This window comes from Comamonas testosteroni (assembly GCF_030505195.1).
Taxonomy (GTDB): Bacteria; Pseudomonadota; Gammaproteobacteria; order Burkholderiales; family Burkholderiaceae_C; genus Comamonas; species Comamonas testosteroni_G.
The window spans coordinates 513,141-529,058 of record NZ_CP129672.1; the positions used below are offsets into that span (position 1 = coordinate 513,141).

At 62.5% G+C, this 15,918-nt stretch carries 13 protein-coding genes; 2 read left to right on the forward strand and 11 right to left on the reverse strand.

The features are described 5' to 3' along the window. Positions 1–43 precede the first annotated feature (43 nt). Positions 44–181 carry a cbb3-type cytochrome oxidase assembly protein CcoS gene (gene ccoS, locus QYQ99_RS02255; RefSeq protein WP_003056328.1) on the reverse strand — a complete coding sequence of 46 codons (138 nt, stop codon included), beginning with the start codon at positions 179–181 and terminating at the stop codon, positions 44–46. Then, positions 181–2,562, reverse strand: coding sequence for a heavy metal translocating P-type ATPase (locus QYQ99_RS02260; protein WP_302093093.1), 2,382 nt, complete (start codon positions 2,560–2,562; stop codon positions 181–183). Before QYQ99_RS02260 ends, ccoS begins: the two co-directional genes overlap by 1 nt. A 188-nt stretch (positions 2,563–2,750) precedes the next feature. Here QYQ99_RS02260 and QYQ99_RS02265 point away from each other — a divergent pair, with 188 nt between their 5' ends. Next, the gene (locus tag QYQ99_RS02265; protein WP_302091239.1) at positions 2,751–3,194 is read left to right on the forward strand and encodes a universal stress protein; all 444 of its coding nucleotides are present in this window, start codon (positions 2,751–2,753) and stop codon (positions 3,192–3,194) included. Positions 3,195–3,524: 330 nt separating this feature from the next. Here QYQ99_RS02265 and QYQ99_RS02270 read toward each other — a convergent pair whose 3' ends face one another. The 7 genes from QYQ99_RS02270 to QYQ99_RS02300 form a co-directional block, all read right to left on the reverse strand. Continuing rightward, positions 3,525–5,078 carry a malonate--CoA ligase gene (locus QYQ99_RS02270; RefSeq protein ID WP_302091240.1) on the reverse strand — a complete coding sequence of 518 codons (1,554 nt, stop codon included), beginning with the start codon at positions 5,076–5,078 and terminating at the stop codon, positions 3,525–3,527. Positions 5,079–5,240: 162 nt separating this feature from the next. Beyond that, complete coding sequence (locus tag QYQ99_RS02275; protein ID WP_302091241.1) at positions 5,241–6,257, reverse strand: Bug family tripartite tricarboxylate transporter substrate binding protein; 1,017 nt, start codon at positions 6,255–6,257, stop codon at positions 5,241–5,243. 112 nt (positions 6,258–6,369) lie between these two features. Further along, positions 6,370–7,785 carry a malonyl-CoA decarboxylase gene (locus tag QYQ99_RS02280; RefSeq protein WP_302091242.1) on the reverse strand — a complete coding sequence of 472 codons (1,416 nt, stop codon included), beginning with the start codon at positions 7,783–7,785 and terminating at the stop codon, positions 6,370–6,372. Positions 7,786–7,941: 156 nt separating this feature from the next. After that, the gene (gene lgt, locus QYQ99_RS02285; protein WP_302091243.1) at positions 7,942–8,784 is read right to left on the reverse strand and encodes a prolipoprotein diacylglyceryl transferase; all 843 of its coding nucleotides are present in this window, start codon (positions 8,782–8,784) and stop codon (positions 7,942–7,944) included. 145 nt (positions 8,785–8,929) lie between these two features. After that, complete coding sequence (locus QYQ99_RS02290) at positions 8,930–9,937, reverse strand: Bug family tripartite tricarboxylate transporter substrate binding protein (RefSeq protein ID WP_302091244.1); 1,008 nt, start codon at positions 9,935–9,937, stop codon at positions 8,930–8,932. 115 nt (positions 9,938–10,052) lie between these two features. Continuing rightward, a complete protein-coding gene (gene ilvD, locus QYQ99_RS02295; RefSeq protein WP_302091245.1) occupies positions 10,053–11,912 on the reverse strand; it encodes a dihydroxy-acid dehydratase in 1,860 nt (619 codons plus the stop codon). 140 nt (positions 11,913–12,052) lie between these two features. Then, positions 12,053–12,292: a TIGR04438 family Trp-rich protein gene (locus tag QYQ99_RS02300; protein ID WP_302091246.1), complete on the reverse strand. Its 240-nt coding sequence runs from the start codon at positions 12,290–12,292 to the stop codon at positions 12,053–12,055. Positions 12,293–12,405: 113 nt separating this feature from the next. On the opposite strand from QYQ99_RS02300, the gene QYQ99_RS02305 reads away from it, so the two are divergent. Then, a complete protein-coding gene (locus tag QYQ99_RS02305; protein WP_302093094.1) occupies positions 12,406–12,711 on the forward strand; it encodes a c-type cytochrome in 306 nt (101 codons plus the stop codon). Positions 12,712–13,101: 390 nt separating this feature from the next. On the opposite strand, the gene typA is transcribed toward QYQ99_RS02305, so the two are convergent. Together typA and truB are read right to left on the reverse strand one after the other, a co-directional pair. After that, entirely contained in the window at positions 13,102–14,928 is a 1,827-nt protein-coding gene (typA, locus tag QYQ99_RS02310) for a translational GTPase TypA (RefSeq protein WP_302091247.1), read from the reverse strand. Next, on the reverse strand, positions 14,925–15,917 hold the full coding sequence (gene truB / locus QYQ99_RS02315) for a tRNA pseudouridine(55) synthase TruB (RefSeq protein WP_302091248.1): 993 nt from the start codon (positions 15,915–15,917) through the stop codon (positions 14,925–14,927). Before truB ends, typA begins: the two co-directional genes overlap by 4 nt. Position 15,918: the final 1 nt, after the last annotated feature.

Sequence of the window (15,918 nt, forward strand, 5' to 3'; positions counted from 1 at the left end):
TGCAAAGTGTTCATTGGTTTCTGGTCGGGCTCGTTGAGCCACATCAATCGTCGCGAAGAATGCGCTCGCCTTCTTGTTCCACGCTCTCGAACTGGCCCCGGTACACGGCCCACCACAGGGCAGCCACAATGGCCATGACCAGAACAACCGACAGCGGAATCAATACATACAAAATGTCCATCAATGGCCTCCTTGAGTCAGTGGCATGACGGTGCCCCGCGGCGCAAGGTGCGCGGGGGCGGACGCGTTGCTATCTGCAGCCTGCAGCGGCAACGCACGTGCAAGACGGGCTGCGTTGGCGACGACCAGCAAGGAGCTCAGCGCCATGCCGAGCCCTGCCAGCCAGGCAGGCATCCAGCCCACAAGGGCCAGAGGAATAGAGATCGCGTTATAGGCTGCTGCCCAGCCCAGGTTCTGACGCACCACGGACAGGGTCCGTCGGGCCAGCAACAGGCTTTGCAACACTAACTCCAGGCTGTCTCCCAGTACCACGAAGTCTGCTCGCGATTGTGCCAGCGGCACTGCTTTACCAAAAGCAAAAGAGACATGCGCTCCGGCTAAAACTGGGCCGTCATTCAGGCCGTCGCCCACCATGGCCACCTTATGCCCTGCAGCCTGTGCCGCCTGCATGGCTGCCAGCTTGTCCTGCGGTTTGCAATCACCCTGCGCCCGCTCTATGCCCAGTCTGGCGGCGACCGTACGCACTGCCGCAGAACGGTCTCCCGAGAGCAGTTGCACCGCCACACCTTGCTGCCTGAGGTCGGCAATGACCCGGGCCGCTTCGGGACGCACGTCCTCGCTCAGATGGAACTGCGCCAGGGGCAGCCAGCCACTTTGCAATTGTTCGGCCAGCATCACGCTCTGCCCTGGCTCATCCGGTGCCAACTCGGGCACGCCGCAATGCGCGGCCGAGCCCAGACGAAGATGACGGCGCAAAGCGGTATTGCTGCGCGCCTGCACCCAGACATCGAGGCCGCTGCCGGCAACTTCCTGAACAGAGTCCAGCAGCCACCCGCTGGCAGGCACCTCGGCCACCTCGGCCGCCTGCGCCAGGGACCTGGAAGCGGGATGCATGGACTGACGCGCCAGCAAGGCGGCCAGCGCCAGCAGGTCATCAGTGTTTTGACCTTCGGCAGGTGTCAGCGCGCGCAGCACCAGGCCGTCGCGCGTCAGCGTCCCGGTCTTGTCGAACACCAACGTATCCACCGCAGCCAGCGCCTCCAGCCCCTGCAGATTGCGCACCAGCACGCCGCTGCGCGCCAGGGTGCCGGCCGCCGTCAGCATGGCCACGGGCGTTGCCAGAGAAAGCGCACAGGGGCAGGTGACGATGAGCACGGCCACGGCCACCATCATGGCTTTGCCCGGATCGGCAGGCCACCACCAGATGGCCGCAGCCAGCGCCGCCAGCAGCACCACGACAAGGAAAGGACGGGCCACCCTGTCGGCCAGCTGGGCCAGTGTTGGCTTTTGCAGCGAAGCGCTTTCCATCAGATTCACGATCTGCGCAAAGCGGGTGCCCTCACCCACGCTGTCCACTCTCACATCGACAACACTGTCCAGGTTGTAGCTGCCGGCGGTGACTGCATCGCCCTGCGCACGCAAAACAGGCGTGGATTCGCCTGTCAGAAGTGCCTCATCGGCATGGGTGGTACCGCGCAGAATCCGGCCGTCTGCGGGAAAAGCCTCGCCCGTGAGCACGCGCACCACATCGCCCACGCGCAACCGGCGTGTGGCCACGCGCTCGAACTCGCCTGTGTCAGGCTGCTGACGCAGCACCGAATCCGGCAGCCGGTTCATCACGGCTTCCAATGCACCGGCCGTGCGGTCGCGCAGGCGCAGCTCCAGCCAGCGCCCTGTGAGCAGGAAGAAGACAAACATGGTCAGCGAGTCGAAGAAGACTTCCTGACCGAAGGGACCGGAGGGATCAAAAGTGCCCAGCGTGCTGATGACAAAGGCGATGAACATGCCCAGGGCCACAGGCAGGTCCATGCTCACGCGGCGCTGGGTGATGTCCTTGAGCGCGCTCTTGAAGAAAGGGCCGCAGCAAAACAGCACCACAGGCAGAGAAATCACCCAGGATGCCCAGCGCAGCAAGGTCTCCATCTCCAGCGACAGATCACCGGGGCGCGCCGTATAGGCAGGCCATGCGTACATCATCACCTGCATCATGCACAGGCCGGCCACCAGCCAGCGCCACAGGGCGCGGCGCGTCTCGGCCTGGCGCAGCTCACGCGCAAACGCGTCGCGCGCGGGCAAGGCCCGGTAGCCGGCACGCGATATGGCCTCCATCCATTGCGATGGAAGCACCAGGGCGGGACGCCACTCGACACGGGCTCGGCGCGTTGCGGCACTGACTTCGGCGGCCTGCACTCCGGGGACAGCCCGAAGCGCCTCCTCGATGGTCAGCGCGCACGCAGCACAGTGCATGCCCTCCAGAACCACGAAGGAATCCCACACCGGGGACTCGGTTGCGTTCTCGGAGATTGGAGCCTTGGGGCTCTGGCCGGCGGGGCGACCAAACGAGCTCCATTCTTGCGGATCGTCCAGCAGATGACTGTGCATCTGGGACAAGTTCAGGAAACCGGTGTCAGCAACAGCAGGCTCTGCCGCGGAAGGCTGGACAGTAGTGTGTTGGGACATGTTTCAAGCGTAACTACGCCAGATGATACCCACCTTGACATTAATCAACCGTTAACTGCCCAATCGACATATGCTTGTATTCACAACGCCTGCAACCTAAGGAGAAAGCTATGTACAACCGCATTTTGATTGCTACCGACGGCACCGAACTCTCGGACAAGGCTGTGCATGCAGGCCTGGATCTGGCCGCCTTGTGCGGCGCCAGCGTGATTGCGCTCAAGGTTGTCTCGCACTATCCGCGCAGCTACCTGGAAGGCAGCGACTTGCTGGACATCAAGGAAGCCAAGCGCATTGAAGAGCAATGGACCACTCAGGCCCAGACCCTGCTGAACGGCGTCAAAGCCTTTGGCCATGAGCGCAAGGTCAATGTCACCACCGAAATCGCCCACTCCGACCTGGTGGCCGAGTCGATTGTGGAGATGGCCAAAAAGCATGACTGCGACCTGATAGTCATGGCTTCGCACGGTCGCAAGGGTCTGCAGCGCCTGCTGCTGGGCAGCGAAACCCAGCATGTGCTGACGCACTCACACGTGCCGGTGCTGGTGCTGCGCTGATTGACTCCCCCTGAGCCGCTTCGCGGCTTCCACGGAAGGGGATGGCATCTGCACGGGGGGATGACCCTCGCCGAGCACCCCTTGCGGGGCTCGCCCTGATATCCAGTGCGCATGCCGCTCGGAGGCCGCCGTTTGCCACTCACAAATTAAAAGCAGCTTGCGTACAAGCTGCTTTATTTTTAGGCCGATTCGATGCTGAATTCGGCTTCTAGACTGCGTAAACAGCTCACTTTTCAGGAGTCAAGTCAAAAGACAAGCGCCTGAAACGCAGCCAATAGTGCAGCCAAAAACCAACGCCTGGCGTCCGGCTGGAGACGCTCGGCAGCAGGTTCAGGAGAACTCCTGCTGATACCGATCGCGCAGCAGCTTCTTCTGGACCTTGCCCATGGTGTTGCGCGGCAGGCTGTCCACCACATAGCAGCGCTTGGGCACCTTGAAGTTGGCCAGCCTGGCCTTGAGCAACTCCAGAATCTTCAGCCCATCCAGCTGCGCGCCCTTGCGCGGCACGATGACGGCAACGCCGACCTCGCCAAAGTCCGGGTGCGGCACGCCCACCAGGGCGCTTTCGTCCACGCCAGGCAAATCGTTGATGAAACCCTCCACTTCGGCTGGATAGACGTTGTAGCCGCCCGAGATGATCAAGTCCTTGCTGCGCCCCACGATGCTGAAGTAGCCGCGCGCATCCTGCATGCCCACATCGCCGGTCTTGAACCAGCCGTCGGCCGTGAACTCCTCGGCCGTCTTCTCCGGCATGCGCCAGTAGCCCTTGAAGACATTGGGCCCCTGGACCTCGATATTGCCGATCTCGCCTGCGGGCAGGGGTTTGCCGTCGTCGCCATGAATGCGCACGCCCACGCCCGGCAGCGGAAAGCCCACGGTGGCACCGCGACGCTCGGCCTCGTTGCCGTAGCGCGCATCGGCCTGATAGGGGTTGGAGGTCAGCATGATGGTCTCGCTCATGCCGTAGCGCTCGAGGATGGTGTGGCCGGTACGCGTCTTCCAGGCGCGGAAGGTCTCGATCAGCATGGGGGCCGAGCCCGAGATGAAGAGCCGCATGTGCGCGGCCATGTCGCGGTCCAGCCTGGCATCGGCCAGCATGCGCACATAAAGGGTCGGCACGCCCATGAAGACGGTCGCGTCCTTGAAGCGCGCCATGACGGCTTCGGGCTCGAAGCGGGCAAACCAGATCATGGGACTGCCGTTGAGCAGCGCCCCGTGAATGGCCACAAACAGGCCATGCACATGGAAGATGGGCAGCGCGTGAATCAGCACATCGCCGTCCTTCCAGCCCCAGTAGACCTTGAGCATCGCCGCATTGCTCAGCAGATTGCCGTGACTGAGCATGGCACCCTTGCTGCGCCCCGTGGTGCCGCTGGTGTAGAGAATCGCCGCCAGATCGTCGGCGCGGCGCGCAACGACCTGGTGCTCGTCGCTGTGGTGGACCGCACGCTCCAGCAAGCTGCCCGTGCGATCGGTGCCCAGGGTGTAGACATGGCCCACGCCGTGGTTGAACGCAATCTTGGACACCCAGCCAAAACAGCCGGGTGCGCAGACCACCACGGCCGGCTCGGCATTGGTGATGAAGTACTCCATCTCTGCGCTCTGATAGGCCGTGTTCAGCGGCAGGAACACATGGCCGCTGCGCAGCGTGGCCAGGTACAGCATCATGGCTTCGACCGATTTTTCCACCTGCACCGCAATGCGGCTGCCATCGGGCAGATCCAGAGAGGCCAGCAGATTGGCCATGCGTGCACTGCCCTGCTCCAGATCGGCCCAGGTGTAGTAGAGACTGGAGCCATCGGGCTCGATGGCCTCCACGGCATTTTTCGTCAGATCCGCAGGAAACGCAGCGCGCAGCGCGCTGAAAAGATTGGCTTGAGGCATGTCGGTCATCGTGATGCTGTCGAACTCGACAACGGTGAAAGCAAAAGGTCCATGGCCATCATAGGCCCGGCCCTGGCCTGACTGATGGCAGCAGGCACTGAAAAAACGCACTTCTTCAAATGGGGCGCCCGCAAAGGCCGCCCCGCAAAGCAGCCAGCGGGCTCAGGAGTCAATCTTCACATTCGCCGCCTTGACCACATGGGCCCAGCGCTGGATCTCGCTTTGCACCATGGCTGCAAACTGCGGCTGGCTCAGCTGCCCATAGTCGGCGCCGTTCTTGGCCCAGGCAGCCTTGATGTCCTCGGCTGCTCCGATCCTGCGCACCTCGTCCAGCATCTGCTGCTGCACGGCAGTTGGCGTCCCCTTGGGCGCCCATAGTCCATACCAGGTGGTGACGGTGAAGTCCGGCAGACCGCACTCGGCAGCGCTGGGCACATCGGGGAAGGCAGGGTTGCGCTTGGCACCCGCCACCATCAAGGCCTTGATGCGGCCACCCTTGATATGCTGGGCCGATGAGCCCAGGCCGTCGAACAGCATGTCCACATTGCCCGCTATCAGGTCCTGCAGTGCAGGGCCTGCACCTTTGTAGGGAATATGGGTGATCTGGGTCTTGGTCTGCAGCTTGAACAGCTCGCCCGCCAGATGGTGCGAGGAACCCGGCCCTGCCGAGGCATAGTTGTACTTGCCGGGGTTGGCGCGCAGGTCCTGCACAAGGGCCTGCAAGCTGGCATGCGTCACCTTCTTGGGATTGACCACCACGACTTGTGGCACGCTGGCCAGCAGCGCCAGCGGGATGAAGTCACGCTCCAGGTCGTAATCGAGCTTGGGATAGACTGATGGCGCAATCACATGGTGGGTCCCACCCATGAAGAAGTTGTAGCCGTCTGGCGCGGACTTGGCCGCAATGCTGGCGCCCAGCGTGCCGCCCGCACCACCGCGGTTGTCTATCACCAGGGTCTTGCCCGAGGTCTTGGCGAACTGGGCAGAGAACGGTCTGGCAAAGGTGTCGGTGCCGCCGCCGGCAGGAAAAGGCACGATCAGGTTGACCGGCCTGCTCGGCCATTCCGATGCCTGGGCCAGGCCCGCCCAGCCCGATGCCCCTGCCGCCAAAAACACCCCCGTCGACCTAAGCAGCGTGCGCCGCTGCAAACCCACGCTCTTTGCCCAAGAATCCTGCATGCATGTCTCCTCTGCGCGCCCGGTCAGCGGCATCGCTGCCGCCGGGCTTGTGGTTGGAAGACGCAGCAGCAAAAGCCGGCTCAGGCCGGGTGCAGCGCGAGTCGCGATGCACTCAACCCTTGCACAGCGATTCGATCTCCGAGGAAACGGGAATCTTGCTCTGCGCCAACAGGCTGCGGTGCTTGTCCAGGCGCTTGAGGTCATACAGATAGTTGACCATCAGCCCCATGGATTGCTTGAGCCCCTTGGACGACAGGTCTGCCGCCCAGTTCAGGCGCTCCACGCGCGCACCGTTGCCAAGGTGAAAGCGTGCCACGGCATCCAGCGGACGACCCTTGGCAGTTTCCCGACCCAGATAGCGCGCGGCGCAAAACATGGCGGCCTGACGCACCACCGATTTTTCCGGCAGCGAGCCGGGGTCGTCCAGCGCAGCCAGCAATTGCGCGGCACTCACTCCGCCGGCCACTTTTTCCAGAGCCGCCTTTTGCTTGTCGTCCAGCTCCGCCAGCGCCGCATCGCCGTTCTTGCTCAACCAGCTGCGCAGTCCCGGAATGGGCGACAGCGTGGCGAACTGCTTGAGCCTGGGGAACTCCTGCGTGAGCGTCTCCACCACATGCTTGATGAGCGAATCGCCGAAGCTCACGCCCTTGAGTCCGGTCTGGGTGTTGCTGATGGAGTAGAAGATGGCGGTATTGGCCTTGGCCAGATCGGCAGCCGCTGCGGCTTCGTCCAGCAGCGGAGCCATGCTGCCCGCCATCTTGTCCAGCAGTGCCACCTCCACAAAGATCAGCGGCACATTGGGCATGCGCGGGTGAAAGAACCCATAGCAGCGGCGGTCGCTGTCGAGGCGATTTTTCAGATCGGCCCAGCTGCGGATATCGTGCACAGCCTCGTACTTGATCAGCTTTTCGAGCAGCGATGCGGGCGAATCCCAGTTCAGGCTCTTGAGCTCCAGCAAGGCCACATCGAACCAGCTGGAAAACAGATGCTCCAGCTCGGCGTCCAGCGCCACATAGTGCTGCTCGGCCTTGGGCAAAGCCAGCAGTTCGGCACGCATATCGACCAAAAAGCCCATGCCGCCCCTGGGCTGGGCAAAACGCTGCAGCAGCCGCGTGCGCGATGAAACCAGGGCGCGGCGCAGGCTCATCTCGGCCTCGCCGCGCTCCACATCGCTGCCCGCCTTGTCGTAGCGCTCGCGTGCCGCCTGCAAGGCCTTGGCATCGGGGCCGAACTTTTCGATCGCCAGCAGCCAGAAGTCCTTGCGTGCGGCCAGATCGGCATTGCCATACCACTCCATCAGCACCTGCGCGTGACGGCCGCCTTCCACGTCGCTGAGCGCGGTATCGGCCACCTGCTGCATGTCCTGCAGCAAGCGACGCAGCTCGCGCGGCGACAGCGCCTCCTCCCCACGACGCAAGGTGGCCTCCAGGCGTTGCGCCAGCGGGCGATGCCGGCCGTCGCCCTTCTCGCCCTCAGCACCACGCACCCACAGCTTGGTTTGCTCAATCCACTCGGCTGCCCAACCCATATGCATCTCCTTGTTCCAGCACCATCATGCTCTCATTGAAGAAGCAGATACCGCAATTGCAGTAACGCTTTCAGCCATTATGTGTAGTTTTTCCACCTCGCACACCGCACCATGAAAAACGCAGACCGAAGTCTGCGTTTTTCGAGGATCTGGCCTTCAAGCCATGGTTCGCTGAACCTCGTAGGCCTGGCGCTTGCCGCACCACACCCACATGAGGACACCCGCCACGATCATGGGAATGCACAGCCACTGCCCCATGCTCATGCCCAAAGACAGAATGCCCAGGAAGTCGTCGGGCTCGCGGAAGTACTCTGCAATGAAGCGGAAGGCCCCATAGCCGATCAGAAATACCGCCGAGACCTGGCCGGGCTTGTGCTCCTTGCGCGCGTACAGCCACAGGATGAAAAACAGCAGCAGCCCTTCCATCAGAAATTGATAGATCTGCGAGGGATGACGCGGCAGCATGGAGCCGCTTTGCGGGAACACCATGGCCCAGGGCAGATCGGCACTCGCAAAACGTCCCCAGAGTTCGCCGTTGATGAAGTTGCCGATCCGACCCGCAGCCAGCCCTGTGGGCACACAAGGCGCCACAAAATCTGCGACTTCCAGCCAGTTGCGCTTGCGCGAGCGCGCAAACCAGATCATGGAGCCGATGACGCCCAGCAGGCCGCCGTGAAAGCTCATGCCGCCCTGCCAGACGGCAAGAATCTCCAGCGGATGCGAGAGGTAGTAGCCAGGCTTGTAGAACAGGCAGTAGCCGATGCGCCCGCCCACGACCACGCCCAGCACGCCGAGGAAGAGAATGTCCTCCACATCCTTGCGCGACCAGGCACGCTCGCCCGTCATGTATTTGAATGGAGGATGGTGCAGTCGGCGCGTGCCCAGAAACAGGAACAGACCAAAGGCCACCAGATAGGTTATGCCATACCAGTGCACGGCCAGCGGGCCAATCTGCACGGCTACAGGATCAATGTGCGGATACATCAGCATGTCAGGCATTGTGCCGCAGGCCGATGACGTTTCTGCAAAACTGCATGCACCAAGAACGCTGCAAGGCCTCATTCGTCGATCCAAAGACCTCAGAGACGCCCAACCACGGCCTGGATGACTGCGGCATCGGGCACCGGCAGTCCCATGTGAAGCGTCAATGCGGCTTGTCCGCCGCCAGACCCTGCTCGCGCACGGTCTGGCGCACGACCCTGGCGGCCTCATCCATCATGGTGCTCAAGCGCTGCGGTGCGCCGCCCAATACATGCACGCCCATGGCCTGCAACCGCTCCTGCACTGCAGGCTCCTGCAGGGCCGCGTTGGCTGCGCCGTTGAGCCTGGTCACGACGGCCTGAGGCGTTCCTGCCGGCGCAACGATACCGAACCAGGTGATGGCCAGATCGTTGAGCACAGGGTGACCCAGCTCCCTGAACGTAGGCACCTGCGGCAGGGCCGGCAGGCGCTCCTGCGCGGCCACGGCGAACGCCATCAGGCGGCCCGCAGCCACATGCGCTGCCGACGAAGGGTATTGATCGCTGAGCACCTGGGTCTCGCCCGACAGTGCGCCGCTGATCACCGGCCCCTGCCCCTTGTAGGGAATGTGGTGCAACTTGAGCTTGAGATCGGCATTGAGGCGTTCGGCAATCAGATGCCCGATGGAGCCCACTCCGGCCGATCCGATATTGAACTGACCCGGCTTGCTGCGCGCAACGGTGAGGAACTGGGCGTAGTTCTGTACACCCATATTCGGATGCACAGAGAACACCGACGGAATGGACGCCAGTGCAACCACCGGTACAAAGGCCTTGGCAGGATCTATGCGTGCCGACTGGGGCAGCATGATGGGATTGACCACCAGCGTGCTGATGGTGCCCAGGCCGATCGTGTAGCCGTCAGGAGCCGCATTGGCCACGGCCTCGGCCCCGATGAAGCCGCTGGCGCCGGAGCGGTTGTCGACCACCACGGGCTGGCCCAGAGTCGTGTGCATGGCATCGGCAACCAGGCGCGCCACGATATCGGTAGAGCCTCCGGGCGTGAAAGGAACCACCAGACGCACGGGACGCTGCGGATAACGCCCTTCTGCAGCCTGCGCCGTCAATGCCCCCAGCAAGGCCAGCAGCCCTGCGGTCTTGAACAAGAAGGAGGGGCGAACAGCGAAAGACATGGAGATCACTTTCCGGCAAGACCATAAAAACAGCCGCGCGACTTGCATCGAGCGGCTGTGCGATTGTCCGTCAGCACGGGAGTCCGCACTGACGAAATGACGAAACAAACGTAACTTAGTCGTCGAGCAGCGACAGGTCGCGCACGGCGCCGGTGTCGGCGCTGGTCACCAGCTTGGCGTAGGCCTTGAGGGCAGCCGAAATCTTGCGGGGACGCGCCTGGGCAGGCTTCCAGCCCTTGGCATTCTGCGCTTCACGGCGGCGGGCCAGCTCTTCGTCGCTGACCAGCATGTTGATGCTGCGGTTGGGAATGTCGATGCGGATGATGTCGCCGTTCTGCACCAGACCGATCGCGCCGCCGGCTGCCGCCTCTGGAGAGCAGTGACCGATGGACAGGCCGGAGGTACCGCCCGAGAAGCGGCCGTCCGTCAGCAGCGCGCACGCCTTGCCCAGACCCTTGGACTTGATGTAGCTGGTGGGGTAGAGCATTTCCTGCATGCCGGGGCCGCCCTTGGGGCCTTCGTAGCGCACGATGACCACATCGCCGGCCTTGACCTTGTCGGCCAGGATGTTGGCCACGGCCTCGTCCTGCGACTCGACCACATGGGCCGGGCCTTCGAACACCAGGATCGACTCGTCCACGCCCGCGGACTTCACCACGCAGCCGTCCAGCGCAATGTTGCCGCGCAGTACGGCCAGGCCGCCTTCCTTGCTGAAAGCGTGCTCGTAGCTGCGGATGCAGCCTTCGGCACGGTCCACATCCAGGCTGGGCCAGCGGGTGTTCTGGCTGAACGCCACCTGCGTGGGAATGCCGGCCGGGCCGGCCATATAGAAGTGGCGCACGGCCTCATCCTGCGTGCGCATGATGTCCCACTGCTCCAGCGCATCCTTCATGGTCTTGGCGTGCACCGTGGGCACATCGGTGTGCAGCTTGCCGGCGCGGTCCAGCTCGCCCAGGATGGCCATGATGCCGCCGGCGCGGTGCACATCTTCGATGTGGTACTTGGGCGTGTTGGGCGCCACCTTGCACAGCTGAGGCACGACGCGCGAGAGGCGGTCGATGTCGGCCATGGTGAAATCGATACCCGCTTCCTGGGCGATGGCCAGCAAGTGCAGGATGGTATTGGTGGAGCCGCCCATGGCGATGTCCAGCGTGATGCAGTTCTCGAACGCCTTGAAGCCCACGGAGCGCGGCAGCACGCTGTCGTTGTCGTTCTCGTAATAGTCGCGGGCCAGCTCGACGATGCGGCGGCCTGCGCGCAGGAACAGCTCTTCGCGGTCGGCATGCGTGGCCACCACGGTGCCGTTGCCGGGCAGGGACAGTCCCAGCGCTTCGGTCAGGCAGTTCATCGAATTGGCGGTGAACATGCCCGAGCAGGAACCGCAGGTCGGACAGGCGGAGCGTTCCACCTCGGCCACTTCGGCGTCGGAATAGCGCTGATCGGCCGCGATCACCATGGCATCCACCAGGTCCAGCTTCTTGAACTCGATGGTCTTGGTTTCGGGGTTGGCCAGCCGGGTCTTGCCGGCTTCCATGGGGCCGCCGGAAACAAAGATCACCGGAATGTTCAGGCGCATCGCGGCCATCAACATGCCGGGGGTGATCTTGTCGCAGTTGGAGATGCACACCAGCGCATCGGCGCAGTGAGCATTGACCATGTACTCGACCGAGTCCGCGATCAGGTCGCGACTGGGCAGCGAATACAGCATGCCGTCATGGCCCATGGCGATGCCATCGTCCACGGCGATGGTGTTGAACTCCTTGGCCACACCGCCGGCCGCCTCGATCTCGCGCGCGACCAGTTGCCCCAGATCCTTCAGGTGCACATGGCCGGGCACGAACTGGGTGAAGGAGTTGGCAATCGCAATGATGGGCTTGTCAAAATCGCCATCTTTCATGCCGGTGGCACGCCACAGGGCGCGCGCACCGGCCATGTTGCGGCCGCCAGTGGAGGTTTTGGAACGGTATGCGGGCATGGGATTCGCTATAAGACGTTATCGGGAAATGATTCTTTGGATTATGGCCCAGCACTGCAAGGCAGCGATGCCTAGCCCATGGCGGGCTGTCAGGCAAAACAATCGCAAGACATCGTCAATCACGATGCCTGATTCGCTGCTCAACGACGTCGCTGACCCGGTGCCATGGCTTGCTTGTGACGTTCGATACGCTCTTTCTTGCGCTGATCCATCTTCTGCACGGCCTTGCGCTTGGTATAGCCGGAAGCATCGGCCCAGGCCCACCAGGCGGCAGCCGCGCCATAAACGGCCAGAATCGGCCACCAGCCCCAGCCTGCGACAGGCCCGATCTCTACGAGCTTGAGCACAGACAACACGATCGCCAAACCTAACAGATACATACATCCCCTTTTTGGTTGATTTTCCAAAACACAGAGTGCACTGGAGAGTACACAACCCAAGCACTACAATGCGCTAAAAGATCAACTTTAACCCCGCACCCTGGGAACTCATGATGAAGCAATTTCTGATCGCCTTCGCCCTTTCCGCCGCTGCCGTGGCCCCTGCCATGGCCGATCAGGCCCTGGCGCAGTCCAAGAACTGCATGGCCTGCCACGCTGTTGACAAGAAGCTGGTTGGTCCCGCATTCAAGGATGTGGCCGTCAAGTATGCAGGCCAAAAGGATGCTGCAGACAAGCTGGCTGCCAAAGTCATGAAGGGCGGCTCCGGCGTGTGGGGCCCCGTGCCCATGCCCGCCAATCCCCAGGTGAACGACGCCGATGCCAAGAAGCTGGTGGCCTGGATTCTGGCGCAGAAGTAAATCGAGCACTTCACAACGGCGCAAGACAAGGCCGTTATCAAAAACCGCATGGCTGCCATGCGGTTTTTTGTTTCTGGCGCCGCCGCGTCTCAGCGTCGCTGTAGCTTGCCCCGGCTCTGGCATCAGCGCTGCGGCGCAAGGCGTCCAGACTTCGCTCCGGACCCGTAAGGTCAGCATCTGCAGCACTTGACTGCCGCAGCCCGGCTGAAACTCGGTAGTAGCCCGGCAGTAGCCCGGCACCAACTCGACCCATGGCTCGCATAGAGACGAATCGATACCGCAGCGGCTGCGATGTATGGGCCATACAGATGAGCGCCCTGTCAGGCAGCAGCGTGCAATAAAAAAGGCCCCGAAGGGCCTTTTTGGGGATTCACAGCCTAAGCCAGTGAATTACGCATCACGCGAAGCACGCTTGCGATCATGCTCCTTCAGATGACGCTTGCGCACGCGCAGGCTGGTGGGGGTGATTTCCAGCAGCTCGTCGTCTTCGATGAATTCCACACCGTATTCCAGCGACAGGTCGATGGGAGGCGTGATCTTGATCGCATCTTCCTTGCCGCTGACGCGGAAGTTGGTCAGCTGCTTGGTACGCGTGGCGTTCACCACCAGGTCGTTGTCTCGGCTGTGGATGCCGATGATCATGCCTTCGTACACGGGGTCGCCGGCCTTCACGAACATGCGACCGCGGTCGTCCAGCTTGCCCAGGGCGTAGGTGAAGATTTCACCGTCGTCCATGGAGATCAGCACGCCGTTCTTGCGGCCGCCGATCTCGCCCTTATGGGGTTCGTAGCTGTCGAAGATGTTGGCGATCAGACCGGAACCACGTGTCAGGTTCAGGAATTCGTTGGTGAAACCGATCAGGCCACGGGCAGGGATACGGTATTCCAGACGGACGCGACCGCGGCCATCGGGCTCCATGTTCACCAGCTCGCCCTTGCGCTCGCCCAGTGCCTGCATCACGCCGCCCTGGTGGCCTTCTTCGATGTCGGCCGTCACCAGCTCGATAGGCTCGTGCTTTTCGCCGTCGATCGTCTGCATCACGACGCGGGGCTTGGACACGGCCAGCTCGTAGCCTTCGCGGCGCATTTCTTCCAGCAGGATGGTCAGGTGCAGTTCACCACGGCCGGAGACTTCAAAGATACCGTCTTCGTCGGTTTCCTTGACGCGCAGAGCCACGTTGGAACGCAGTTCCTTTTGCAGACGGTCCCAGATCTGGCGGCTGGTCACGAACTTGCCTTCACGACCTGCCAGGGGCGAGGTGTTCACGCAGAAGTTCATGGTCAGGGTGGGCTCGTCAATCTTCAGCATGGGCAGAGGCTGGGGATTGACCGGGTCGGTGACGGTTTCGCCGATGCCGATGTTTTCGATACCGCTGATCAGCACGATCTCGGAAGGACCGGCTTCGGTGGCCTGCACGCGATCGATACCCTGGAAGGTATGCACCTGGTTGATCTTGCCGCTGTAGCTCTTGCCGTCAGGACCGGCCATCACAGCCACTTGCTGACCGGGCTTGAGCGTGCCCTGGGTGATGCGGCCCACGCCGATACGACCCACGAAGGTGGAGTAGTCCAGAGCGGAGATCTGCAGCTGCAAAGGAGCGCTGGCATCGCCTTGCACGGCAGGCACGTGAGCCAGGATGGTGTCGAACAGGGCGGACATGTCCTCGCCCCACTTGGCACCGGGCTCGCCCTCTTCCTTGGACGACCAGCCGTTGATGCCGGAGGCATAGACCACGGGGAAGTCCAGTTGCTCGTCGGTGGCGCCCAGCTTGTCGAACAGGTCGAAAGCGGCGTTGATCACCTTGTCGGGGTTGGCACCGGGCTTGTCCACCTTGTTCACCACCACGATGGGGCGCAGACCCAGGGCCAGAGCCTTCTTGGTCACGAAGCGCGTCTGGGGCATGGGGCCCTCTTGCGCGTCGATCAGCAGCACCACGCCGTCGACCATGGACAGGGCGCGTTCCACTTCACCGCCGAAGTCCGCGTGACCGGGCGTGTCGAGAATGTTGATGTGGGTGTCCTTCCAGGACACGGCGCAGTTCTTGGCCAGAATGGTGATGCCGCGCTCACGTTCGATGGCATGGTTGTCCATCACGGTGTCGACGACTTTTTCGTGCTCGGCAAAAGTGCCGGACTGGCGCAGCAGCTGGTCCACCATGGTGGTCTTACCGTGGTCAACGTGCGCGATGATCGCAATGTTGCGGATTTGTTTGCTCATAATGTTTCCAAAATGCCGCTTGCTTGTGGACGCGGCGTTCCTTCCAAAATTTGTTGAATTTCTAGCGGACTGAGCAGGCGCTCGGGGATCAACTCCCCGCTCGCCACACGGCCTACCCCTAAAAGGGCATGCGGGCGCTCACCATACACCGCCACGGCCGGGGCATCCGCCCAAGACCCTCGACGGCGCAAGCCTGATAGAAAGCGACCTGCATCCTGTTCACCCAAGGTGACGACGACATGACGATGCAGCAGGGTATCGACAGGCTGTACCTGCGCGATGCGCTCTTCATCGTTCATGGCTTCCAGCGCCTGCAGCGTCACGCAGCGCGACACCTCAAGACCGCCGGTTTCCACACGGCGCAGAAAACGCAAGTGGGCGCCACAGCCCAAGGCCTCGCCCACGTCTTCGCCCAATGTGCGGATGTAAGTGCCCTTGCTGCAGGTCACTCTCATCTTGACGGCTGGATACCCCTGATCGTCCTGCACCAGCGTCAGATCCAATGCATGAATCGTGACATCGCGTGCGGGGCGCTCCACTTCCACGCCCGCACGGGCGTATTCATAGAGTGCCTTGCCGTCCTTTTTCAGCGCACTGTGCATGGGCGGCACCTGCTTGATGTCGCCCGTGAACTGCGCCTGCACCTGCGCCAGGCGCTCGGGGGTGATGGCGGCCAGATCGACGGCACGCTCCAGCACCACATCGCCCTCGGCATCGGCCGTGGTCGTGGTCTGGCCCAGGCGGGCAATGGCTTCGTAGGTTTTCTCGGCTTCGAGCTGAAGCTGACTGAATTTGGTGGCAGCGCCGAAACACAGCGGCAGCACGCCACTGGCCAGCGGATCAAGCGTGCCTGTATGCCCGGCCTTTTCGGCGCGCAGCAGCCACTTGACCTTCTGCAAGATATCGTTGCTGGACCAGCCCAGCGGTTTATCGAGCAGCAACACCCCATGCACAGGGCGCCGCTGCACCCGGGTGCGAGGGGCGTTCATG

Coding starts and splice junctions, on each gene's coding strand:
- ccoS (WP_003056328.1), bottom strand. CDS start 181: ATGGACATTTTGTATGTATTGATTCCGCTGTCGGTTGTTCTGGTCATG.
- QYQ99_RS02260 (WP_302093093.1), bottom strand. CDS start 2,562: ATGCACAGTCATCTGCTGGACGATCCGCAAGAATGGAGCTCGTTTGGT.
- QYQ99_RS02265 (WP_302091239.1), top strand. CDS start 2,751: ATGTACAACCGCATTTTGATTGCTACCGACGGCACCGAACTCTCGGAC.
- QYQ99_RS02270 (WP_302091240.1), bottom strand. CDS start 5,078: ATGCCTCAAGCCAATCTTTTCAGCGCGCTGCGCGCTGCGTTTCCTGCG.
- QYQ99_RS02275 (WP_302091241.1), bottom strand. CDS start 6,257: ATGCAGGATTCTTGGGCAAAGAGCGTGGGTTTGCAGCGGCGCACGCTG.
- QYQ99_RS02280 (WP_302091242.1), bottom strand. CDS start 7,785: ATGGGTTGGGCAGCCGAGTGGATTGAGCAAACCAAGCTGTGGGTGCGT.
- lgt (WP_302091243.1), bottom strand. CDS start 8,784: ATGCCTGACATGCTGATGTATCCGCACATTGATCCTGTAGCCGTGCAG.
- QYQ99_RS02290 (WP_302091244.1), bottom strand. CDS start 9,937: ATGTCTTTCGCTGTTCGCCCCTCCTTCTTGTTCAAGACCGCAGGGCTG.
- ilvD (WP_302091245.1), bottom strand. CDS start 11,912: ATGCCCGCATACCGTTCCAAAACCTCCACTGGCGGCCGCAACATGGCC.
- QYQ99_RS02300 (WP_302091246.1), bottom strand. CDS start 12,292: ATGTATCTGTTAGGTTTGGCGATCGTGTTGTCTGTGCTCAAGCTCGTA.
- QYQ99_RS02305 (WP_302093094.1), top strand. CDS start 12,406: ATGAAGCAATTTCTGATCGCCTTCGCCCTTTCCGCCGCTGCCGTGGCC.
- typA (WP_302091247.1), bottom strand. CDS start 14,928: ATGAGCAAACAAATCCGCAACATTGCGATCATCGCGCACGTTGACCAC.
- truB (WP_302091248.1), bottom strand. CDS start 15,917: ATGAACGCCCCTCGCACCCGGGTGCAGCGGCGCCCTGTGCATGGGGTG.